The organism is Trinickia sp. (assembly GCF_035492435.1).
Taxonomy (GTDB): domain Bacteria; phylum Pseudomonadota; class Gammaproteobacteria; order Burkholderiales; family Burkholderiaceae; genus Trinickia.
Genome location: NZ_DATJJF010000156.1, coordinates 1 through 20,906, shown reverse-complemented (window position 1 = coordinate 20,906; position 20,906 = coordinate 1). Strand labels below are relative to the sequence as shown.

The following is a 20,906-nucleotide window of genomic DNA, read 5'->3' as shown; positions in this document are numbered from 1 at the left end:
CGGTTAGAACCGCACCGCCTCTGAAATGCGCCCTTGCAATGCGACCAAATCGGTGGTCGTCTGCACCAGTTGATGCGACGCCTCGTTGGCACGGCCGATCGCTTGCTCGAGCGAGCGCTCGAACTGCTTCGCCCATTCCTCCTGGATCTCACCGTCCATCTGAGTCTCTTTGGCATCGCGCACGAGCTCCGCGTTTTGCATGCCTTCGATCCCCTCGATGCTCTTGCCGCCTCCCTCCGCCAACCCTTTCATGGAGATGCTGCCCGAGGCCGATCCGCCGAGACTCAAAACGCCAGCCGCGATCTGCCCCGCGGCAGAAACGATCGAAGCGTCGAAATTCTTCAGGATTGCCTCTCGCTTCATTTGCAAGGCAGCCACTTGTCGATCGAATACGACGTCCTGCATCTTGCTCGCGAATTGGCGCTCCATATCGCGCATGTCGATATTGAGCTTTTGCACGAGAAAAATAAGGGAACTGATCGACTGTGCGGCACCGTTACAGCCGTTTGTACTCGATACCGCACTGCCGGGTTCCGCGGCCGGCACGCAAGCAGGGACGCGATCGCCAGTGCTGGGTTGAACATTGCTCATTTTTCGCTCCTTGAATTCATACCGTCGCCACGGCGACGTGTCCCATGGACGCTACGCCTCGCACGGTGATGGTCGTCGCTTCTTTCATCTGCGTGACTCCACCCTCGAGCGCGCTCGCTTGGCCCTCTATCAAGCTCTTCGTTTTCTCTTGCGTGTCCTTCTTGGACTGCTCGTACATACCAAACAAAGCCTGAAGCCATTGTTGATCGACGACAAGCAGGTCGATTTGCTTTTGCAGCTTCGCCTTCTCGATTTCGGTCACACCGGAAAAAATCTTGTTCGAAGCGTCCACCACGCCCCGCGTCACGTTGACCGCTGAGTGGACCGCCGCCTTTACGACCGCCTCAATGACCGCGCGGCGGATTTCCTTGACGATCTGCTCGGTCAGCTCCTTCGTGGCCATCTTCGTGCCTTCTTTCGCCGCACGCTTAGCCACGGTCTCGACAGCCTGCTGGATAATCTTCTCGACGGTCTCTTGTCCGAGCACCTCAAGGACTTCCTTCGAGACCTCCTTGACGACTTGCTCGCTCAGGGCCTTGCCCGCCTTTTCGATCGCCGCCTTGCCGCCCTCCTTCACCGCGGCGGCGATCATGTGCTCGGCACCTTCCTGCAGCACTTTCTCGGCCGCCTTCGGGATGACCTTCGTCATCACCATGTTGCGCGCCGCGCTCGTGACGTCGACCACCGCCCCAGCCACTTCGAAAGCGAGTTGTATCTTGCCGGCAGTGGCAGCAATGGACTTGTACTTGTCGGCATGCGCCGTATCGATGAGTGCCAACGTCTCGGCCATGGCTTTCACGAGGCCGGACGTCCCCGCCAAGAGGTCCATGGCACCGCCCGCCACCATCATCGCGTTGCCCGTCATCGCACCGCCGACGATCTTCGCGACGCCCGAGACGACCTCGACCGCCGATACGATCCAGTCACACACGGCGCCAAAGATGCCGCCCTTCTTGGCCTTGTGCTGCTGCTCAACGGCTTTGTCGATCTGCTCGCGCAGCTCTTGGACTTCCTTCTCTCTCGCGCGCTGTTGCGCTTCCCCCATGATCTCGAGCGCCTTGCTTTTCGCCTGTGCGACATTGCCAAGCGCCTGCACTGTCAGCAGTGTGGCCGAGAGCATCAACGTTTCCATGGGCTGCTTTTCCACGTCTTGCAGCCTGGATACGCCATCTTCGGTCCGACCTCCCCCTAGACGCTGCATGACTCGCTCGAGCGCCCGTGCCGCTTTTTCTAGCGACACAACGTCGTCCGCCGACATGGGCTTCGCCCAGCGAGATGGGCCTTGCCTCTGAAACAGTTCACGAAGTGCCGAGGCGCCCGTCAATCCGCCGAGTGAGTCGACTCCATCGACACCGGTCTTCTTCTTATTCCCGTCGATCGACTGCGATGCAGGCCCGGGCGCTGTGGACTCTGCGAATCTCAAGCTCGATATGGCAGACATCGATTAGTTCTCCTGTGATGTGCAGCACGCCAGTTGCTCGCTTGCGATTGCTCTGATCTCCTCGTATTGAGGCTGCCGAGCGCACCATTTGATAGCCGCATTGAATGCCTTGTGCGCATACGCTTCGTTGCCGAGCGCGCGATAGCTAATGCCAGCGAAGAACGATCCGCGCGGATCGTCTATGCGGATCATGCCGGCCCGGCCAAAGCAAAAGACGGCTTCCTCATGGGCGCTAAGCCGTTGACAACAGAGGCCCAACGCAAACCAATAATCGAAGCTCCAATGGTCGACGCGCGCGAGGATCAGGTAAACGTTGCGTGCCGCCGCGAATTCGCCCGCTTCGAACAACTGCGTCGCGTAGGCATACAGCGTATTCAAGTCCTCCTTCGCGATATCCGCGAGCATCCAGACAGAGCCACCGCGCGCGAAGAATCGCTGCAACACTTCGTCGTCGCTCTGCGCGTTCGAATTCGGCGTGGTCATGTTCGTTTGATCGATGAGGTGACGAGGCGGTCATTGACCGAGCCCGTCACCGGTTGCTGTGATTAGCGGATCGACGACGCGATCGACTTGTTCATTTCGGCACCCATGCTTTGCAGGCTGTTGGTCATCTGCGCCGCAATGTTGTACGTCTGCATGATTTGCTGGATTTTCAGCGTGCTCGTTTGCACGAAGTTGGAGGCTTCGGTCGACTGACTTTCGAGCGCCGATTTGATATCCATCAGGTTCGCCTTGTTGAGCTTGCCGTCACTCTCTTTGCTGGCGCTGATAAAGTCGTTAACGCTCTTCCCATCGACGAGGATGCCGTTTTTTGCCATGTAATCAATGACGTCTTGCGGCACCTCTTCGTGATCTTTGGTCGGATCGGAAATCTTCGCGATGACGTTTTCCATTCTATTGGCCATGTTCTGCGCGTTCTCACTGACCTTCATTTTGTTTTCGATGTCGTCCATCCGCTTATTGGCCAGAACGTTGAGCAACGCCATCATGTCGCTCATCGTCAAGACACCCTTACCGAAGGGCGAATCGCTGTTTCGGAGCGCGTCCAAACCATTCTGATCGAATGGCACGCCGTTCGTGGTGGTCGATACGCCGGAATCACGGCCGACATGGTGATTGTGGTTCATCAAAAACGGAGTCATGACTGTGCTCATCGATGGGTTCCTCCCTCAAAGGTCAAACAAAGGTCCGGGCAACCCGTTTAGGTGCCGCGGGTTTCTGCGATCTCGTATTGCCGCCGAGGCGTTCATCGCCGCTGGATACGCCCTTTAACTGCTCCCCGAGCTGATCGCATACCGTCGCTAGCTTCGCGGCCTTTTCGGCTATCCTCTCCTGTAACTGCGCGCCGCCCGACTTCATGACATCGTCGAGTCTTTGTAGTTTTTTACGTGCATCGGGGTCGATAGCAGCGCGTTCGCGCAATCGGTCAATCTCGCGTTCAAGCGCTGCGTACTCGAGTGCCTGCGTCTTCAATGCCGATTCATGTCGCCGCAAATCGGCCAGCAGCGCCCTGAACTGATCGAGCTGTTTCATATCCCCTCCAGTCGTGATCATTTCGGCAGTACCCCTCCGTCGTGGCGAGCATGTCGATGGGCAAATGGTAGGCAGCGCTCACGCAGGCGACTTTCGAAAGTCTTCCGACGCTGCGTTTTTTTGCACATGAACCGACATCGATGTGCGAATGAGCGGCCGTGCATGCCGGCACGCCTCGTGTTCAGGTGCTCACCCGATTCCCGCAGTCACGCGCCAAACTGCACCATGTGCCTTCGCACAACAGCACACCCTCGAGACGAAAGTCATGCAAAACGTGCGCTTCCTATATGGCAAAGAGCCGGGCCGCGTGCTCGTGAGGGGCACCCTGCATGCGATTCCGGCCTGCAGCATCGTGGCCACTTCCGGTGAAGCGGTGGCATTCGGCGCATGTGGTCTGTCGGGCGAAACGCATCTGCACACGATCGACTTTTGTTCGGCGGACTTTCAGCGGCTGCATCCGGAGATCGTCGATCTGCTCGCCGAAACGCCGCATCTGCGTTTCGTGCCGGAACCCGTGCGCATCGTCGAAACGTCCGGCGGCGTCCTCGACACCCTGTCTCTGCTTGCTGCTGCGGCCCCGCACACGTTGCTACGGTTTCTCTACGCGTACTGCCTGGCCCTTGATCGCGGGTATTTCTCGGCCCTCGTGCGATACGCGATAGCGGGCGACGCAGACCTTTTCGCCTTCATCGACGCGAATTGCCTCCAGCAGTGGTCGGTAGAACGGTTCGCGCGCGAGTTCGACATGCCGGTGCGCAAGTTCAACGTGTTGTTTCACGAGAAGTACGGCATGCCGGCAAAGCGCTGGCTACTCGAGACGCGGCTTTCCCGCGCCCGCGAGATGTTGCTGTCGACCTCGATGCGTGTGCTGGATATCGCGCTCGAATGCGGCTTTTCCAACCATGCGCATTTCACTGACAGCTTTCGCAAGCGCTTTCTTTGCAACCCCACTCAAATTCGGTTGCAGGCAACGAGAACAATCGAGCGGAACCGGCTGGCGCCGGCTGAATCGGTTCACAACGGCGAGTAAGAGATCCCCACGAGGCGTCGCATGGATATCGAAGTCGTCAAGAATCAGCTTTCGCAGCTTGTGACGCAGGCAGGCCAGCAAGTCGAGTCGAAGGTCACCAACGCCGATTTGAACGACCCAGGACAGATGCTCAAAGCGCAATTCGCGATTCAGCAATATTCGATCTTGGTCAGCTACGAAAGCGCGGTCTTGAAAGCGGTCAAGGACATGATGGCAGGCATCATTCAAAAGATTTGACGCCCTTCGTTTGACTCCCCTTTCTTGCCGCCTTACGGCGGTGCTCGTTCACTCTTCTCTTCGGCCGAAGGCAGAGGTTCCCCGGAGCCCAAATTGATGAAACCCATCGACGACGATACCCGCCGCCTCATCGCAGAAGCCGGACTTGCGGCGATCAATCACGGCTTGCTGAGCGAAGCGCTTGCCATTCGCGAAGCCTTGCCCCACTTGGTTGCCGCGCCCGCGCCGCGCCGCCTGCTCGAGGCGGCCATGTCGATTGGTCTCGGCACCCCCGAGGCGGCCGAACAACTGCTGGCAGACGACACATCGCCTGAAGCCGACGTGCTGCGCATGCTGATGCGCTCTAACCGCACGGAGCGACGGCTTGAGCGCCCCCTCTCCAATATGCGATAGCCCCCTCGCATTTCAGTTTTTGAAGGAAACGTGCAATGGACATCGATCCCATCCCGCCCCTCCCACCTTTGCCGCCAGCTTATCGTTCGCAGGTCACGCCGTCGGCGAATGATGTCGGCGCATTCACCCAGGCACTCTTTGGCACCGCGCGCCAGTTGCCCGAAGACGCTGCGGCATCGCACTTTCAGGAGCGCTCGTCGCGTATTGATGTCGCACTTCAGAAGGCGGGCGATGTGCCCGCCGTCACACAAAGCCCGATCGATATGCTGCAGGCGCAATCGGCATTGCTGCGTACGGCGATCGAAGTCGACGTCATCGCAAAGACGGCGGGCGTCGTCTCGCAGAGCGTCAACAAGCTGACGAACTTGCAATGAAGTGGCCGATTGCCCGGATAGTTGGCATTGCGTTCGCAGCGTCTTTGATGGGAGGTTGCAAAGTCGAGCTTTATCGCAATCTCTCCGAAGCTGAAGCGAACACGATGTTGGCGCGGCTTCTCCTGCATCACATCGATGCCGAGAAGAAAGTACTCAAGGGTGAGACAGCACAGATCCTCGTCGAACAATCGCAGTTCGTCGATGCCGTCGAAGTCCTCCGGCAAAGCGGCTTGCCGCGTAAGAGCCCGGTGACGATACAAGACCTCTTCCCCTCAGGACAGCTCGTCACCTCGCCAGCGCAAGAACAGGCGAAGATCATTTACCTCAAGGAACAGGAACTCGATCACATGCTGCGCAGCATGGACGGCGTGATCGATGCCCAAGTGGCGATTGCCGAGAGCCCCAGTCAGAATCGCTACGATCCGCCCACGCCGTCGGCATCGGTCTTCATCAAATATAGTCCGGATCGCAACCTGGAAAGCAGGGAGACCGAGATCCGTGATCTTGTGTTGAAGGGGGTGCCGTCGCTGCGTGCCGACAACATCAGTGTCATCATGCAGCGGGCCGACTATCGCTTTGCGTTCCACCCGCCTCAGGCGGATGATCGCATCGATGCGCGCGCCAACCTTGGGGCACGTCGTATAGCGATCGTCGCGCCGTTTCTCGCTGTCGCGCTTCTGCTCGCAGTCGCGGCAATCGTGGTGTTTCGGCGGCGCCGCAAGCGCGGCGTGAGCGCATGATCATCGATCCCGCCGTTCGGCGGCTTCATCAACTCGCGTGGCAACCCGGAGCGTGGATGCACGACGCCTGGTGGCGGCATCTCGATCTCGAGCCTTGGCGCACGAGTTACCTAAGTTGCCCGGCATGCCGCCCCTCGATCGATCGGCTCATCGTCGCTCGACGGGGCTTTCCTTTACAACCGCTTCCCGGTTCGCTCGATGGCGATGGGCGCCGGCTGATCGAAGGGGAGCCACGCTGGCCCGCGTTGATCATAGCGCTCGGCGTCATTGCCCTCGCTTGCGTCGATCACTTGCTGCTGAGACCACATCGGCAAGCGCTTGCGGCGCATCTGGACAGCCGTTCGTGCGATCAGCTGTTGGCCATTTGCGGCTCCTGGAATGTGCAGGCCGTTCGTCTCGCACCTGAAGCGCTCGGTAACGCTGCGTTGTCGGCCGGCACGCGCTGGCTGCGCCGCGATACGCATCGCAGCGTTGCAGCTGCATTCCTCTCCACGCTGCTGGCCCCTTGCGATGGCGCAGCGTCCGATCCCCCTGAGAGTTGTGCGATCGAGTGGATCATCACGTTGTCACGCTTTCTATGACGCCGCTCAATATTCCCATCGTCTATCTAAAGGGAGCCGTACCGCCGGAACCGATCATTCGGGCCAGTGAGTTGATGCTCTACTTCGATACCGCTTCGGTGCTCGAACAGGCGCGCCGCGAAGCCGAAAGGCTGATTGAAAGTGCCAACGAGGCAGTGGCCCACGCCGCGCGCGAGGCCGAATCGATCCGCGCGCAGGCGCGTGAGGAGGGTATCGCCGACGCGCGTAGGGAGCTGCAAGCTAAGCGCGCCGAACTCGTCGACGAGACAGTCCAATGGTGCGTCGACGAAAATCAGATCGAAATGCAGATCGCCGACCGGATGGAACAGCAAATCCGCGGCATCGTTTCTCAGGCGCTCGCAGAATTCGCTGCGGAGCAAAACTCGCTTGAACCTCTGATGCGGCGAATTCGTGCGAAGTTGCAGCAATGCGCGGAGCATCGTGTAATCACATTGCGCGTGGCGCATGATGCGCTGGACTCGGCGAAGGCCGTCTGTCTCGGCATCGAACACGGGCACCGCATTCACGTGCAAACCGACTCTACCCTGAAGGCAGCACAAGCCATCATCGAAACGCAGTACGTGAAGATACGAATTGATCTCGATTTACATCTGCAATCGGTGTTATCGCGACTATGCGACTCGATCGAGGAGGCCTGAGACATGCTCGACAAATTCAACGTATCGACCGCCGGCGTTAAATCGGCCGAAGCGTCGCAGGCAGCGCAGGGGGCACAACTGCATACGCAAATGGGCGCGGAGCAAGCATTTCCGGCCGAATCCGTTTTTGACATCGTGCAAAGCGAACTCGGCTTGGAGCGCGGAGATTTTCCCTCCGTTCGAGCCAGCCTGGCCGAGATCGCGACCGAGTCATACGCCGAGACACTCGAGGAACTCAGTTTCACCATCGGCGCGCGCGCCCGGGACGCACGTTCAATGCGGGACGGCAAGCCGGATCGTGCGCGCGCGAAGACTATGCTCGGCAAATTGGCCGAAGTCGCCGAAGACCAAGCCAATGCGCTGCACGCGCGCGTTCCGGACATTGAAGCGTCGCTGACTCCTTACGAAGCCATGCGACAAGCGGGGTTCGACGCGGGGGAAATGGCATTGCTGCTTGGCGCATCATTAGCGCGCGGCAAGCTGAGCGACGCAGCACGCCGTCGCTTCGAAGAAGCGCTATCCGCCGTGATGGAAAGTGACGATTGGGTGCTGTTGCTCTTCAATCGCCTGGAATTCGGCGCGAGCGGGCGAACTGGGCTTGCGGAGTTGCGCCAGCTTTATCGACGCGCATCGTCGCAACATCCACGCCTGGCGCACTGGTTCGAGCAGTTGTGCGGCCTTCCCGATCGCAAACGCAAGCTGAAGACATTGATTCGCGCGCTGGCGTTCGATCTGTCAGCACAAGTGCCCGCCAGCGGCGCGCAGCTCGCCGCCGTGATCGGCGATCTGAAACGCATCCTGCAATTTCTGAGCGTCGAGGATCATTGTGATCGTCTCGCACGGACCTCCGGTATCACGGACCTCCTCGGCGATACCCTCCTCGGGTTCTTGATCGATGCCGTTCAACAGCCGTGGCTCGGTGCCGACTGGATTCTGGATCGCTCAAGCCGGCTGGCGCTCGATGGGCCGCAGCAACACGCCCTGATGCGACGCCTCAATGAGATCGTCAAGCTGCTGCCAACCGATTGCTTTCACGATGAAGACCAGCGCGAGGCCATGCTGGACGCCTTCTGTGCGTGCCTCGATAGGCTGGCCGATGGGCAGAGTGAATAGTTCACTGTAGCTTGCATCCGCAGTGGGATGGCGCCACGAGTACCCGCATCATCGATCGCTGCGTACGAAAGAACGACCCGGGTTTTACATCGGCGCTAAGTCGACGACCGTCCGTGTCCTCCATTCGGCCGACCCGGCGCATTGCCGTGATAGCGGAACCAAAGCGTTTCGATCACCGCCTGCGCGCTCACGCTCGCCTCTACGCAACGCTGCAATGCCGTGTACGCCCCCGGCATTTGAGGAGAGCGCAGCTGCGCGCGCAATTTCAACTCGGCATCGCGCAGCCGCTCGAGCAAAAGGTCGCGCGTCACACCCTTCTCGTCCTCGGCGAGAATGTCTTCCAATTGAGTGATCCTAGTCATAAGACGTGGCGTCGATCTCAAACCTCGATGGTCATAAATTGAGCGGCACAGCAGTGAGCGTTTCGCCCTTGCGCAGCGCCATGAACGACTGGCTCAATGCATAAACGACGAAGCCGTTCGGCAGCACCGCGCCGCGCTGCAGCCGCATACCGTTTTCGAGTTCGACAAAGAGCCCGTCCGATTTGCCGCCGATGCTCGCTATTGGAGCCGGCAACAAATCGGCCGAAGCCGGCGAAGCGGCGATAGCCTCGAACTGTGCCTGCAAGCCGCCGCTCTGAGGCTTGTTGTAGTCCGCCAGGACTTGCTCGACCCTTTGCATCCGCTCTGCCGGCAGCGCACCGCGTACAACCAGCGTCCGTTGCTCCATCGAGATGCTGATGCCATTTAGCAAGTCACGTTCCGACAACATGCTCAGCAATCGTTCGAATGAATCTGCACCATCGTTGACGATCGACCAATAACGCAATCCGCGTAGGGATCGCAGTTGCTCCGTCGTCGATCGCCATCGCGCATCGTCGGCAAAGCTCCCGCGGATGACAACGACGCCAGGCGTCTCGCCGTCGCCCACATCGAATTCCTGGTAGCCGTTCAAGCGCAGAACATCCCCCACGCTACGTCGCAAGGTGTTCGCGCACAACGTATCGTCGTGCAGCAGCACGCCCTCGCTTTTCACTTGCTGCCGAAAACGGTCGACTTCGGCCGAATCTGCGCAATAGCCCGACAACACCATCACACCGCTTCGATCCTCAGCAATCTTCAATCCGGGTGGCGTTCGGCCTTTCAGCCGCTCGATGAGCAGACCGCCCGTCTTTGAGGGCGCTGCGTCTCCCGCCGGTGGCGACGCAAAGAACGCCGCGATGCAGCCGAGCACGGCGACGGCCGCCGCGGCACAGGCGAGCATGCCGGGCGTCACGCGCTGTTTCAGCCCCGTCAGCTTGGTCAACTTCGGCCCGCTGCGACGCGGGGGAATGCGCACGGATACGAGCGTATCGTCCGCTGCACCCAGTAAAAACGCTTGTCCCGCCATGTCGATCGGCACGTGCAGAGGCAGATGGCCCCCATCACCGTCCCAACGCTTTCCGTCCACCCAAACGCAAGCTTGCGAAAGCAGCCCGACTCCGGTTTCTTCCACAACGAGCACGGCTTCGCCACCGTTGTCGAGCGTCAGAGCGATGTCGGGATCGTTACCGCCGAGCCGGATTTCCCCGGCCGGCAAAACGAGTTCCCGGCCTGCGAGCAAGCCATTGAGCCACTTGAGCTTGTAACTTCCTGTCATCGCGCGGCCACTAGGCTGACCAAGGTTGCGCACGGAGCAGGAACAATCTCACTGCGCGTCGCTCGTTTCGTTGAGTCGACCCAAACAGCTTTCCAAGCAATGGAATATCGCCGAGAAGCGGAATCTTGCGCGCGCCCTCGCGTCGTTCGTCTTGTACGAACCCGCCGAGCAACAGCGCCTGTCCGCCCTTCAACAGCGCATGCGTCGTAATTTCGGAATTGAGCGTTTGCGGCAACGGTTCTGCCCGGCTTATCGGGTCCGTTTGACGTCCATCTTCGATGCTTAGCGTCAACATGATTTCAGCTTGCCCCTGATCAACGATGACCCTTGGCGTCACACGAAGCAGCGAACCCGTCGAGATCGATTCGAGCTTGGCGACCTTATCCCCGACGAGCTTCGTGTAGAACGTGATATTTCGGTCGAGAACGGCTTGCATGTTGTCGAGGGTCAACACTGAGGGGCGAGAAAGAACACGTGCCTTCGCGGTTTCCGCGAGCGCGTTCAAACGGACCATGAAGGCACCGGTGTCGCCGACAACCGTCGAAAAATCTCCGGGGGCGTCCGGCCCGTTGAACGTGATGGATCCCCCGCCGATTCTTGCGGTGGCCGACCAATCGATGCCTAACTGATTGACGTTTTGCTCGTCGACATCAATGATCGTGACCGACACCTCCACGAGCTCGGGCTTGCGATCGAGCTGCGTAATCAGCCTCGCATAGAGTGGCAAATTGATTTTCTTGTCGCGTACGATTACCGCGTTGTGCCGTGCGTCAGATGAAAACATCGGCAGCACCTGATCGCTTCCCGCGCGCGGCGTCTGATCGTTCTTCAGCTGCAGCGTGCGGCCTTGCGTCATGTCTCTCAACATCGACACAACCCCGGGGACGACCACCTCCTGATTCCGGTACTGATAGGTCGCATCCGCGGCGGTAGCGTATTTCAGCGGAAAAAGCTCGATACCTTCTTCGTTTCGTTCACGATCGAGCTTTTGCTCGTCGACTCTCTTCACAAACTGTGTGACACGTTCGACGCAAATCGGCACACCGTAGACTTGAATGGCGTTCGACGCCGTCATCGCGCGCACTTCGCAACGTCCGGCTTGCAGCAGCCGCGTGCCGCGCAACTGCGCCAGCAGCGTATCGACGCTCAAGTATGCCGGCGTCACGAGATCGGCCCCCACTTCGTCCGCCTTGTACACATAGACGCTTTGCCCGTCGTAGTACCACGCGAGGCCGTATAAGTTGGCAAGCTGGTCAAGTGTGCGTTCGAGGGGAGCGGCATCGATGCGGCCGATGAAAGCACCGTCGATGCGTGTACTGACGATGACGGGCACCCGGTAATTGGCACCTAGATCACGTAACACCGAAGCGAGCTTCGCGCCGTGCGTGGAAAAGACGAACGGGTGAGCGTTTTGGATCGGGATGGCGCCATAGGCGGTGGTCGCGGCGCATAGGGTCACAGTGGCCAGCCGGCGAACCTGTGCAGCAAGGCGGCAAGTCACGCCCATCCCTCAGCCCTCCCTCGTGCAATCACTTCACGGTGAGGGCGAGGGCAACGGCCGCTCAGCCAATCCGCTATGGCCCGCTGATGATTGAATAGCGCCTGCCATTGGCAAGCGGTGAGCTCCGTTTCATAACGCCGCACAAGCCAAAGTCCATCGTCGTCGAGCAACAAGGCATCGTCGAGTGCCTCGCGAACCGAAGCGAGCCAGAGGGTTGCATTTTGCAGCCCGATATCGTCGAGCGAATCGGACTCTACCTTAAGCGCGACGCATAGTCCTTGAGAAAAGTCGCAACACCACGCCTGTATGTTGGCGATTTCGAAGCGCCACCCGAGGCCGTACGACTGAACGCTCGAGACGGATCCAATGTATGCGAGCTTCGAAGGAAATCGCATTGCGAGGCAGTGCAAATGCAGGCATTGTCACGATTCGCATTTCAACGCGCGATACGGCGATAACCTGAACTTATCCAGAGTTTCCTTATCGAAAGAAACGCTTCTTAAACATAACGATGAGCCATCAGCCATGCCGCCACGGACTCCTGACAATCCCGCCACCTTGCGGACAACACGATGCATTTTGATCGTCGACGATCATTCATTGCTGAGAGACGGGATCAAACAAGCCCTGTCGGCCGAGCCGTCGTATCGCGTCATCGGAGAAACGGCGAATGGGCTCGAGGTCCGTTCGGCCTGCCAAGCGTTGCGCCCCGACATCGTTATCCTCGACTTGGCGCTGCCCGGCATGAACGGCATTGAAGTCATTCGCCAACTGAAGCAGCGCTGGCCCGAATTGATCGTCGTCGTACTAACTGCCGATCGTACCGAACTGCGCGCGCGCGAGGCGCTCGATGCCGGCGCGAAGGCTTATGTCCTCAAAGCAGGCGCCAAAGACACCTTGTTGATAGCCCTTCGCGCAGCAGTCCGCGGCGAAACGTTTTTGGATCCCGCGTTGGATCCGGCGCTGGTGCGCGCTGCAACCGATGCGACTGAGCGCGCCGTGTTGACCGCACGCGAACGGCAGATTCTCCAGTTGGTTGCGGAAGGCGCTCGCAACCGTGATATTGCCCAGATGCTCAGCATTTCTATCAAGACCGTGGAGACGCACCGGCTCAATTTGATGCGAAAGCTCAATGTCCACAAGGCGGTCGAATTGGCGAACTGCGCGCATCGCCTGGGATTTGTGGTTTCGGCGTCGCCGGATACGCCGCCTTCTTTGCCCTGACGCGCCCGCCGGTTGGAAATTGAACATCCGCAAAAGCTACAGCGGATTCTTGTCAAGCACCCGTTCGATTCTGTCGATAATCCATCCGACGTCGCAGACGCAACAAAGACGCATTGATGGTTAAATTGTCATGGCCAACTGACACTCGCGATTGCCGCACTGAAGTGCCACATAGTTGTTAGCTAGACAGCTTTAATTTTAGGTCTGCGTCGCGACGCATGACACTGGACTACCATCTAGGCCGCATTGCGGAAGTCTCGTTGCCATCCATCTGGTTTGCAGGCATTCCGGTGTTGGTCACCCTACTTATATATCGCCCGAACCCCTTGCCCATTGTGAACGCTTGTGCGGAGGTCGCCGCCCAGGGCCCGCTAATGGACGATAGTAGCGGTTGCGGAGCCCGCCCGCCAACGAAGTCCGGTAACTTGCTGGACCGGGCTCCATACAGCGACGGGCAAGACACAAGGCTGGCGACATGGGCAACAAATGCGAATCACTGATAAACGTCGTGATTATTGACATGCCAAAGCATAGATCCGGTCCGGCTTGCAACGCGTCCGTTCATCACCGAATGCGCGCGGTGTCCCGTACAGATTGAACCGATTGCCAAGTACGTTAATCCGCAATCCAAGCCGGCACGCGGTTCTCAGCAAACGCCTCCTTCACTGCCGGCTTTCGAGCGCAACGTTTTGCCAACCGCCTTCATCGTCGCACCAGCATCTTCCGACGTACCCCCGACGTTACGCAGCGCCTCGGAAACCTGTGCTCCCGCAGCCAGTTGGCCGGTCACGCGAATTCCCACCGCGAGCATTCTCGCCGCCGGGAAAAAGGCACCCACTGCGGTTGCGGCCGCATTCGAGATGGCGATACCGGTGCCCGCTTGCAAGGCGTCACGACCTACGCGTTCTGTCACGGCACTCGAGAGCTCACGCACACCCTCTTCCGTGGTGGTGGCCGCCGCGTAGCTTCCCTTCAATACAGCCTTGGTCGCGCCATACACGCCGGTCGCCGTATCCCTTGCAACGGCCCCCGCGATAGCGGCCGCTTCTGCTTTAGTCAGAGACGCATTTCCGGTGACGATCTTAGCCGCACCGTGAAGCGTGTCGACGTCGTTCTTGATGTGCGTCATGCCCTGCCTGGCGTTGTCGACTGCCGCCTGCGGCTCGCGCATGACTGCGAAAGCCTTGCTCGCCAGCGATAGACGTTTGTCGACTTGCGAGCGCAAGGCATCCTGAAGCAGGTTCGCTTTCGGATCCGGCGCCATGGTGCGACTCACGTCGGCCAAATACTGATCGCCTCTGCGCAGGAAGCCAGGCGAAGCGCTCGGCTGCCCGGGCACCGGATCAATAGCCGGCGTTGTTTTTGCGCCGGTCAACATGTTGCCGGCACGGTCGACGGCCATACCCACCACGACCGTAGTTCCTGCTGTCGCCACTCCCGCTACGAGTTTTCCAAGCATCTGAACACTCCTGGGTCAATGTTCGCTTTCAGCCCGCACCTTGGATCAACGACTGGGCAAGGCGCTCACCTTTGCCCAGCAGTTGCGTCATGGCGTCCTGCAGCCACGACGCATCGATCGCGCTGGCGGCCACACTCATGTGATAGACGATCGCCTCCATTCGACGAGATAAGGAAAGCACGCCACCCCCGGTTCCCGACTCCAGAACATTAAATTCCATGCTCCTTTGCAGCACCTCAGTATCGACTTGGTGCAGCGGTAGCAGCGCGCGATACACGAATACCCGGTCATACTCTCGATCGAGCTTCACGTACACCGTTCGCCCGTCTCCCACCTCGATGCCGGCGCAGCCATTGGGCTCCAGCGTCAACCCCGCAATGTTGTTGCGCTTGCCGATCTGCTCAAGACATTCACGAAGAAGCCATTCACTATCCATATTCCGCACCGGTTGATGAAAAAGATGCGTGATACATAGCAGCGATGCCTGCATACCCCACCGCCGAACGCGGAGTATGCCAATCGCAAAGCGCACACTTGTCGAGAACAGAATGCCATTGTCGAGAACATGCCGTGCGTATTCTGCCGCGAACCTTCCCGCCTAGTCCATGCAGGCTTCAGGTCTTCGCCCGATAGCGGCCACTGAGGGCGATCGCGGAACATTAGCGTTCTGATCGCGGGCGTCAAGCACCGCGCCCTCAGCAATACACAAAGCCATGGACTTGCAAACGCAGCGACGTCTCGAGCACTTCGCGCAGCTGGCCGATTTGCCCGTCATCCGCATCGAGCCTTGCATGGAGTTTGTGTTGCCACCGTTTCGGCTATACATCGAGGTCATTGACGAGCGCGTGATGATGACGGTTGCCGTTCGCGTTGCAACCGTCGATCGCTCACGCGTACTCAAGGCGCTATTGGCGAGATGTCATCCTGCCTTGTTGCAAGGCATACCGTTGCGCGCCTACGCCGCGCGTGACTTTCAATTCTTGAGTTGTTCACCGGCAGCGAACAGCGATGCGGGTCATTGGTTGACGTGCTACAGAGTCATGTGCCGCCTGCTCGATACTCACGCAGGCACGCACGCATGAAACGGGTGACAGCGTGGCTCGCAATCGCAGCGAAGCGTCAAGACGTCATTCTTGCCGTGATGCTCCTCGTCGCCGTGTTCATGATGATCGTGCCGATGCCCACGGCCATCATCGATCTTCTGATTGCGATCAACCTGACGATCTCCCTCGTCTTGCTGATGATGGCTCTTTACATCAGAGAGCCGCTGGAATTCTCGGCGTTCCCGTCGGTGCTGTTGATCACGACGCTCTATCGCCTCGCGCTCACCATCAGCACGACGCGCCTGATCCTTTTGCAGGCGGACGCCGGCGAAATCATCTTTACGTTCGGTAACTTTGCGGTCGGCGGCAATCTGGCGGTCGGCATCATCGTCTTTACGATCATCACGATCGTTCAGTTCATCGTCATTACAAAAGGCTCCGAGCGTGTCGCCGAAGTCAGCGCGCGCTTTTCGCTGGACGGTATGCCCGGCAAACAAATGAGCATCGACGGCGACATGCGCGCCGGCGTCATCGATGCGAATGAAGCGCGGCGCCAGCGCGGCCTGGTTCAAAAGGAGAGCCAGCTGTATGGCGCGATGGATGGTGCAATGAAGTTCGTCAAAGGCGACGCGATCGCAGGCATCATCATCATTCTCGTCAACATCCTTGGGGGCACCGCCATAGGCGTCTTCATGCACGGCATGAGCGCAACCCAGGCGATGTCGACTTACGCCATCCTCTCGGTTGGCGACGGCCTCATCGCTCAAATTCCCGCCCTGCTCATTTCGATCACGGCGGGTATCGTTGTGACGCGCGTTCCCGGGGACCAACGCCGACATCTTGCAGCCGATTTGACGGAGCAAATTGGAAAGCAGCCGCAAGCACTCATGCTCGCAGCAAGCGTACTGGTGGTTTTCGCATTGATCCCGGGTTTCCCGGTTGCCTACTTCATGCTGCTCGCGGCAGCGGTGTTCGGCGGCGCATGGTGGACGAGAAAGCACCGAGCGCTCAATGGAACGCAAGCCGATCCAGCCCGCGAGGCCGGCGGCACGGGCGCGGTCAGTCATGGCGCAGGCATAACGCCGGGAGCCATTCCATTGATGATTCGCCTAGCCGAGGGGCTTATGCCTGCGGATCGGTTGAGCGCCATTCTTGACGGCCTGCGCGCACAAAAGTTCGAGGAGCTGGGCATTCCACTGCCCGAGCCTCACGTTATGCTCGATCGCACGCTCGAACACGGCACGCTGCAGGTGCTCTTGTATCAAGAGCCGGTGATGAGCGTTGCCCTACCTGCAGATATGCTGCTCGCCGACGCGCGCATGCCCGCCGTTGAGCAACCGTCACGCGTCGACACACTGACGTTCGGCGCGCTGCGCCTTCAATGGTTCGACCGTGCCAGCGCCGGCACGCTGACGGCACTCGGCACCACGCTCTACGAAGGTGACGCGCGCATCGTGCACTGTGTTTCACTCGTCATCGATCATCACGCCGGCGAGTTCGTCGGCGTGCAGGAAACGCGATTCCTGATGGACGCGATGGAAGGCCGGTATGCCGAGCTCGTAAAGGAAGTTCAACGGCAATTGCCGATCGGGCGAATCGCCGATGTGCTTCAGCGGCTCGTCGAAGAACAAGTCTCCATCCGCGATCTGCGCAGTGTTTTTGAAGCACTAATCGAATGGGCGCCCCGCGAGAAGGATCCGGTGATGCTAGCCGAGTACGCGCGCCTTGGCCTGCGTCGCCACATCGCCACGCGTCATCGCGCGGGCCGTCCGTGGATCAAAGGTTGGCTCATCGGCGATGCGATCGAAAACCTGGTTCGCGAATCCATCCGGCAAACCTCGGCGGGCTCCTATTCCGCGCTCGACCCGCAGCAAAGCGCCGCGATCATCGAACGCGTCAGAGATGCGCTTACGAGTGGCGAGAACCGCAACATCGTGCTGATAACAGCGATCGATGTGCGGCGCTTTTTGCGCAAGCTCCTCGAGCGCGACTTCTTCGGTGTGCCCGTTTTATCGTTTCAAGAGATGGGAGAGGAAACAGAGCTGCGCGTCATGGGCAACATCGATCTGATCGGGCAGGAATAGCGATGCGTCGTCCAGACAGTCAGTTCGTCGAAAAGGAGTTGGCGAGACGCCTCGCTCGTCACGCCGAGCGAGCGGGCAACGGACACGGCCGCGCCGGCGAAAAGGTCTGCGGGCGCGTCACGGAAATCGGTCCGACGCTTCTACGTGCTTCGTTGCCCGGCGCGTCGCTCGCCGAATTATGCCGCCTTCACCCTTGCGGGATCGAAGCTGAAGTCGTGAAAGTCGAGGGAGATTTTGCGCTGCTCTCGCCTTTCGCGGAGCCGTTCGGCGTGAAGGTCGGTGATGAAGTCGACCCGATGGGCCACCCCCATCAGGTCCTACTGGGCGCGTTTTTGCTCGGCACCGTGGTCGACGGCATGGGTCGCCCGATCGGCAACTGCACTACCGCACGCGACGCTTCTTTCCGTTCAGTGGAAGGCCATGCGCCGAATCCGCTCACGCGAGCGCTGATCGACACCGCGCTCCCCATTGGCGTGCGCGCGATCGACGGCTTACTCACCTGTGGACGGGGCCAGCGCATCGGCATTTTTGCCGCGGCGGGCGGCGGCAAAAGCACGTTGCTCGCTATGATCTGCGACGGCAGCGTGACAGCTGACGTCATCGTATTGGCGCTCATCGGGGAACGCGGCCGTGAAGTCCGCGAATTCCTCGATCGCACGCTGTCGCAGGAAGCACGAGCGCGCAGCGTCGTCGTGGTATCCACATCCGATCGCCCGGCACTGGAACGCTTGAAGGCTGCGTACACCGCCACAGCGATCGCCGAATACTTTCGCGATCAAGGCAAAAACGTGCTGCTGATGATGGACTCGCTGACACGTTTCGCCCGCGCCTGCCGCGAAATTGGCTTGGCCGCCGGAGAACCGCCTGCCGCAGGGGGATATCCACCGAGCTTCTTCGCCCGCTTGCCCCGCCTGCTCGAACGAGCCGGCCCCGCCGAGCGAGGCAGCATCACCGGCATCTATACGGTGCTCGTCGAAGGCGACAATCTGAATGAGCCGGTTGCCGATGAAGTTCGCTCGATTCTCGACGGACATATCGTACTTTCGCGCAAACTCGCCGAGGCGAATCACTACCCGGCCATCGATGTCGCGGCGAGCGTGAGCCGCATCATGGGACAAGTCGCAAGCGAAGAGCATATGCAGCTGGCGGCCCAGTTTCGCCGCTTGATGGCGACCTATCAGGAAATCGAGTTGCTCGTGCGAGTCGGCGAGTATCAGCGTGGGCAAGACCCGGTGGCCGACGAGGCTCTGGCCCGCAAAGCAGCGATGCGCGACTTTCTGTGCCAGTCAGTCGGAACATCCAGCGACTTTCAGGAAACGGTCTCGCTTCTATGGAACACGGTGAACGGATAACGATATCGCAACTCGTGTCCTTAAAGGCACGTCGTGAGCAATCTGTGCGTTCGGCGCTCTCGACGCTCGCTCGGCAGGAGCACGCGTTGCTGACCGAACTGGACTCACTCGCACGTGAGCAGGACACACTTCGGCAAACGTGGCGGGACCGCTGCAACATCTCAGCCGTCCTCGATCGAAATGCACTAAGCGCCATCAAGAGTGAGCTCAGCGACTACTACCTGACGGAGCAGCGATTGATCGAGCGGCTGCACGTGTTGAAGCATCAGCTCGATGAGTTGCGCGTAGAAAAGTGCCGGCAAGCCAAGCTGCTGAAAAAGGCAGTGACCGCGCAGGAAAAATTCACGTTGCTGCTGGAGTCACCATGCGTTTTCCAAGAGCGATAGAGCGAAATTACCGCACTTCGACCGGATCGATCGAAGACGGCGATCCCCCCGATTCCCATGCGCAACGGCGCTTCCAAGCGCTCCTTGACCCGAGCTTCCCGGCCGTTGAACCTGCTTGCCGTGGATCGAAAGAGTCGAAAGAGCACGAGCATCCACGCCCAGGCCAAGCCAAGTCGATCGCCCGTTCGTGCGCATCGAACTCGATCGATTGGGAAAATGCACTCGATGCGCTCGCGACGCCAATGCGCGTCACGACAGAAACACTTCGAGTGAGGCTGGCCAATGGACCTCTTGCAGGATGGGAGATTGAAGCGCATCGCTATGGCGATCACATCTCGATACGCATGTGGGCAATCGCCCCGCTCAGCCAAGCCAATCCGCCTTCGTCAACCGAATTGGCCAACACGCTGTCCAAGCGGCTAGGCCTTCGCGTATCAGTGGAGTACTGCGATGCACCCGCTGCCGAAGGTTGACGAGCACACAGCGCGCCTCCTCCGCAAAGTAGGAATTGGGCGGCGCATCGAGTTCGACGAAGGACATTTGTCGCTCGCTTATCGGCGTTTTGGCGGCAAAGGCATCGTCCTCGCCGGCGCCCTCGAGCACGAGCCGGTGCGGCTTTGGGTCGAGGATCGGCAATGGTGCCGGTGGATCGATCCTTTGCTTGCGATAGCCGAGCCCGCGTATCTCCCACCGGAGCTCAATGAGGCACTGGCAGCATGGACGCTCGATTCGATCGGACGTGGCCTTCAAGGCCTGACTGATCCAGCGCACTGCCCCTGGCCCAATGGCACGTCGTTGCAGAGGGCCGATGTCGAGCCGCAGTTCGGCTGGTGCGTGCAAGCCCAGTGTGGAGGGCGGCGAATCGATGCGCTCTTGCTCGAAGCTCCCTATGGTTGGCTCGATGCGCTAGCGGATCAGCTCGCCCCTTGTCCGTGTGAGCCCGCGTCCGACATCTCGGTCCGGGTGAGCTTAGTTGCTGGCTGGAGCAGCATCCCCCACCGCTTGGCAAAGAGTCTCTGCGTAGGGGATGCGCTCTTGCTTCGGCATGCCTATCGCGTCGCGCAACGCGAATTCGGACTATTCACGACCCGGCCTGTCGCACGCCTGGCTTGCGACGAGACGGGCGTTTTTACTATCGAGGATGCGATGGAAGCATTTGACGATTGGCTCGACGTGGAGCCGGCCATGCCGGCGCCGGACGACGGGGCCGCGCGTGACACCCTTGTGACCGTAGTCGCTGAAGTGTGCGGCTTCGACGTTCATGCCAGTGCGCTAGCCGCACTGAAACCGGGCGATATCTTGACCGGCCAAGCGCGCCCCGATGAATTCGTCACGCTGAAGGTCGGCGGACGCTCGATCGCACGTGCCACGCTGCTCGATATCGACGGACGGCTCGCCGCGAAGATCGAAACGCTATAGACGCTAAAGACGCTATAGGCGCTCAACGCCGGGACATTCAGGTCTCGGCCGGATAGGCGAGCGGCACCTGCGCACTGGACACTCAATGCGCTATCAGGACGCAGTCCG

The 20,906-nt window shown here is 59.7% G+C and carries 26 protein-coding genes; 15 read left to right on the top strand and 11 right to left on the bottom strand.

Translation table 11 applies throughout. The annotated features are described in order from the left end of the window. Window positions 1-3 precede the first annotated feature (3 nt). The 5 genes from VL598_RS11775 to VL598_RS11755 all read right to left on the bottom strand — a co-directional run bounded on the left by VL598_RS11775 (window position 4) and on the right by VL598_RS11755 (window position 3,565). Complete coding sequence (locus VL598_RS11775; RefSeq protein WP_325326901.1) at window positions 4-591, bottom strand: pathogenicity island effector protein; 588 nt, start codon at window positions 589-591, stop codon at window positions 4-6. Window positions 592-607: 16 nt separating this feature from the next. Next, on the bottom strand, window positions 608-2,032 hold the full coding sequence (gene sctE, locus VL598_RS11770) for a type III secretion system translocon subunit SctE (protein ID WP_325326900.1): 1,425 nt from the start codon (window positions 2,030-2,032) through the stop codon (window positions 608-610). 3 nt (window positions 2,033-2,035) lie between these two features. Beyond that, window positions 2,036-2,515: a SycD/LcrH family type III secretion system chaperone gene (locus VL598_RS11765; protein ID WP_325326899.1), complete on the bottom strand. Its 480-nt coding sequence runs from the start codon at window positions 2,513-2,515 to the stop codon at window positions 2,036-2,038. Between the two features lie 62 nt (window positions 2,516-2,577). Further along, on the bottom strand, window positions 2,578-3,186 hold the full coding sequence (locus VL598_RS11760) for a secretion protein EspA (protein WP_325326898.1): 609 nt from the start codon (window positions 3,184-3,186) through the stop codon (window positions 2,578-2,580). 22 nt (window positions 3,187-3,208) lie between these two features. Further along, window positions 3,209-3,565 (bottom strand): hypothetical protein, encoded by a 357-nt coding sequence (locus VL598_RS11755; RefSeq protein WP_325326897.1) that lies wholly within the window; start codon window positions 3,563-3,565, stop codon window positions 3,209-3,211. Window positions 3,566-3,830: 265 nt separating this feature from the next. Here VL598_RS11755 and VL598_RS11750 point away from each other — a divergent pair, with 265 nt between their 5' ends. The 8 genes from VL598_RS11750 to VL598_RS11715 all read left to right on the top strand — a co-directional run bounded on the left by VL598_RS11750 (window position 3,831) and on the right by VL598_RS11715 (window position 8,692). Next, a complete protein-coding gene (locus tag VL598_RS11750) occupies window positions 3,831-4,595 on the top strand; it encodes an AraC family transcriptional regulator (RefSeq protein ID WP_325326896.1) in 765 nt (254 codons plus the stop codon). A gap of 21 nt (window positions 4,596-4,616) precedes the next feature. After that, complete coding sequence (gene sctF, locus VL598_RS11745; protein ID WP_325326895.1) at window positions 4,617-4,832, top strand: type III secretion system needle filament subunit SctF; 216 nt, start codon at window positions 4,617-4,619, stop codon at window positions 4,830-4,832. A 96-nt stretch (window positions 4,833-4,928) separates the two neighbouring features. After that, complete coding sequence (locus VL598_RS11740; RefSeq protein ID WP_325326894.1) at window positions 4,929-5,225, top strand: EscG/YscG/SsaH family type III secretion system needle protein co-chaperone; 297 nt, start codon at window positions 4,929-4,931, stop codon at window positions 5,223-5,225. Window positions 5,226-5,260: 35 nt separating this feature from the next. Further along, entirely contained in the window at window positions 5,261-5,599 is a 339-nt protein-coding gene (gene sctI / locus VL598_RS11735) for a type III secretion system inner rod subunit SctI (protein WP_325326893.1), read from the top strand. Next, a complete protein-coding gene (gene sctJ, locus VL598_RS11730; protein WP_325326892.1) occupies window positions 5,596-6,339 on the top strand; it encodes a type III secretion system inner membrane ring lipoprotein SctJ in 744 nt (247 codons plus the stop codon). Before sctI ends, sctJ begins: the two co-directional genes overlap by 4 nt. Continuing rightward, window positions 6,336-6,920, top strand: a complete 585-nt coding sequence (locus VL598_RS11725; RefSeq protein WP_325326891.1) for a type III secretion system domain-containing protein — start codon at window positions 6,336-6,338, stop codon at window positions 6,918-6,920. The genes sctJ and VL598_RS11725 overlap by 4 nt, the downstream gene beginning before the upstream one ends. Then, the gene (locus tag VL598_RS11720) at window positions 6,890-7,579 is read left to right on the top strand and encodes a hypothetical protein (protein WP_325326890.1); all 690 of its coding nucleotides are present in this window, start codon (window positions 6,890-6,892) and stop codon (window positions 7,577-7,579) included. The genes VL598_RS11725 and VL598_RS11720 overlap by 31 nt, the downstream gene beginning before the upstream one ends. Window positions 7,580-7,582: 3 nt before the next feature. Continuing rightward, window positions 7,583-8,692: a TyeA family type III secretion system gatekeeper subunit gene (locus VL598_RS11715; RefSeq protein ID WP_325326889.1), complete on the top strand. Its 1,110-nt coding sequence runs from the start codon at window positions 7,583-7,585 to the stop codon at window positions 8,690-8,692. A gap of 95 nt (window positions 8,693-8,787) precedes the next feature. Here the strand turns inward: VL598_RS11715 and VL598_RS11710 are convergent, their stop codons facing one another. The 4 genes from VL598_RS11710 to VL598_RS11695 are packed head-to-tail and all read right to left on the bottom strand — an operon-like array spanning window position 8,788 to window position 12,226. Continuing rightward, window positions 8,788-9,054, bottom strand: coding sequence for an EscE/YscE/SsaE family type III secretion system needle protein co-chaperone (locus tag VL598_RS11710; RefSeq protein ID WP_325326888.1), 267 nt, complete (start codon window positions 9,052-9,054; stop codon window positions 8,788-8,790). A gap of 31 nt (window positions 9,055-9,085) precedes the next feature. Next, window positions 9,086-10,330: a type III secretion system inner membrane ring subunit SctD gene (gene sctD, locus VL598_RS11705; RefSeq protein WP_325326887.1), complete on the bottom strand. Its 1,245-nt coding sequence runs from the start codon at window positions 10,328-10,330 to the stop codon at window positions 9,086-9,088. 10 nt (window positions 10,331-10,340) lie between these two features. Further along, on the bottom strand, window positions 10,341-11,837 hold the full coding sequence (locus VL598_RS11700) for an EscC/YscC/HrcC family type III secretion system outer membrane ring protein (RefSeq protein ID WP_325326886.1): 1,497 nt from the start codon (window positions 11,835-11,837) through the stop codon (window positions 10,341-10,343). Beyond that, window positions 11,828-12,226, bottom strand: a complete 399-nt coding sequence (locus tag VL598_RS11695; RefSeq protein WP_325326885.1) for a hypothetical protein — start codon at window positions 12,224-12,226, stop codon at window positions 11,828-11,830. The genes VL598_RS11700 and VL598_RS11695 overlap by 10 nt, the downstream gene beginning before the upstream one ends. Before the next feature lie 130 nt (window positions 12,227-12,356). Here VL598_RS11695 and VL598_RS11690 point away from each other — a divergent pair, with 130 nt between their 5' ends. Continuing rightward, window positions 12,357-13,055, top strand: coding sequence for a two component system response regulator (locus VL598_RS11690; protein WP_325326884.1), 699 nt, complete (start codon window positions 12,357-12,359; stop codon window positions 13,053-13,055). 646 nt (window positions 13,056-13,701) lie between these two features. Here the strand turns inward: VL598_RS11690 and VL598_RS11685 are convergent. Then, window positions 13,702-14,514 carry a hypothetical protein gene (locus VL598_RS11685; RefSeq protein ID WP_325326883.1) on the bottom strand — a complete coding sequence of 271 codons (813 nt, stop codon included), beginning with the start codon at window positions 14,512-14,514 and terminating at the stop codon, window positions 13,702-13,704. Window positions 14,515-14,542: 28 nt separating this feature from the next. Next, window positions 14,543-15,004, bottom strand: a complete 462-nt coding sequence (locus tag VL598_RS11680; RefSeq protein WP_325326882.1) for a CesT family type III secretion system chaperone — start codon at window positions 15,002-15,004, stop codon at window positions 14,543-14,545. Between the two features lie 223 nt (window positions 15,005-15,227). Here VL598_RS11680 and VL598_RS11675 point away from each other — a divergent pair, with 223 nt between their 5' ends. The 6 genes from VL598_RS11675 to sctQ are packed head-to-tail and all read left to right on the top strand — an operon-like array spanning window position 15,228 to window position 20,798. Then, window positions 15,228-15,596 (top strand): secretion protein, encoded by a 369-nt coding sequence (locus tag VL598_RS11675; protein ID WP_325326881.1) that lies wholly within the window; start codon window positions 15,228-15,230, stop codon window positions 15,594-15,596. Further along, window positions 15,593-17,641 (top strand): EscV/YscV/HrcV family type III secretion system export apparatus protein, encoded by a 2,049-nt coding sequence (locus VL598_RS11670; protein ID WP_325326880.1) that lies wholly within the window; start codon window positions 15,593-15,595, stop codon window positions 17,639-17,641. Before VL598_RS11675 ends, VL598_RS11670 begins: the two co-directional genes overlap by 4 nt. A 2-nt stretch (window positions 17,642-17,643) precedes the next feature. After that, on the top strand, window positions 17,644-18,993 hold the full coding sequence (locus VL598_RS11665; protein WP_325326879.1) for an EscN/YscN/HrcN family type III secretion system ATPase: 1,350 nt from the start codon (window positions 17,644-17,646) through the stop codon (window positions 18,991-18,993). A gap of 14 nt (window positions 18,994-19,007) precedes the next feature. Then, window positions 19,008-19,379, top strand: coding sequence for a hypothetical protein (locus VL598_RS11660; protein ID WP_325326878.1), 372 nt, complete (start codon window positions 19,008-19,010; stop codon window positions 19,377-19,379). Beyond that, window positions 19,358-19,852 carry a hypothetical protein gene (locus VL598_RS11655; RefSeq protein WP_325326877.1) on the top strand — a complete coding sequence of 165 codons (495 nt, stop codon included), beginning with the start codon at window positions 19,358-19,360 and terminating at the stop codon, window positions 19,850-19,852. The genes VL598_RS11660 and VL598_RS11655 overlap by 22 nt, the downstream gene beginning before the upstream one ends. Next, on the top strand, window positions 19,830-20,798 hold the full coding sequence (gene sctQ / locus VL598_RS11650; protein ID WP_325326876.1) for a type III secretion system cytoplasmic ring protein SctQ: 969 nt from the start codon (window positions 19,830-19,832) through the stop codon (window positions 20,796-20,798). Before VL598_RS11655 ends, sctQ begins: the two co-directional genes overlap by 23 nt. The last annotated feature ends 108 nt before the right edge of the window (window positions 20,799-20,906 follow it).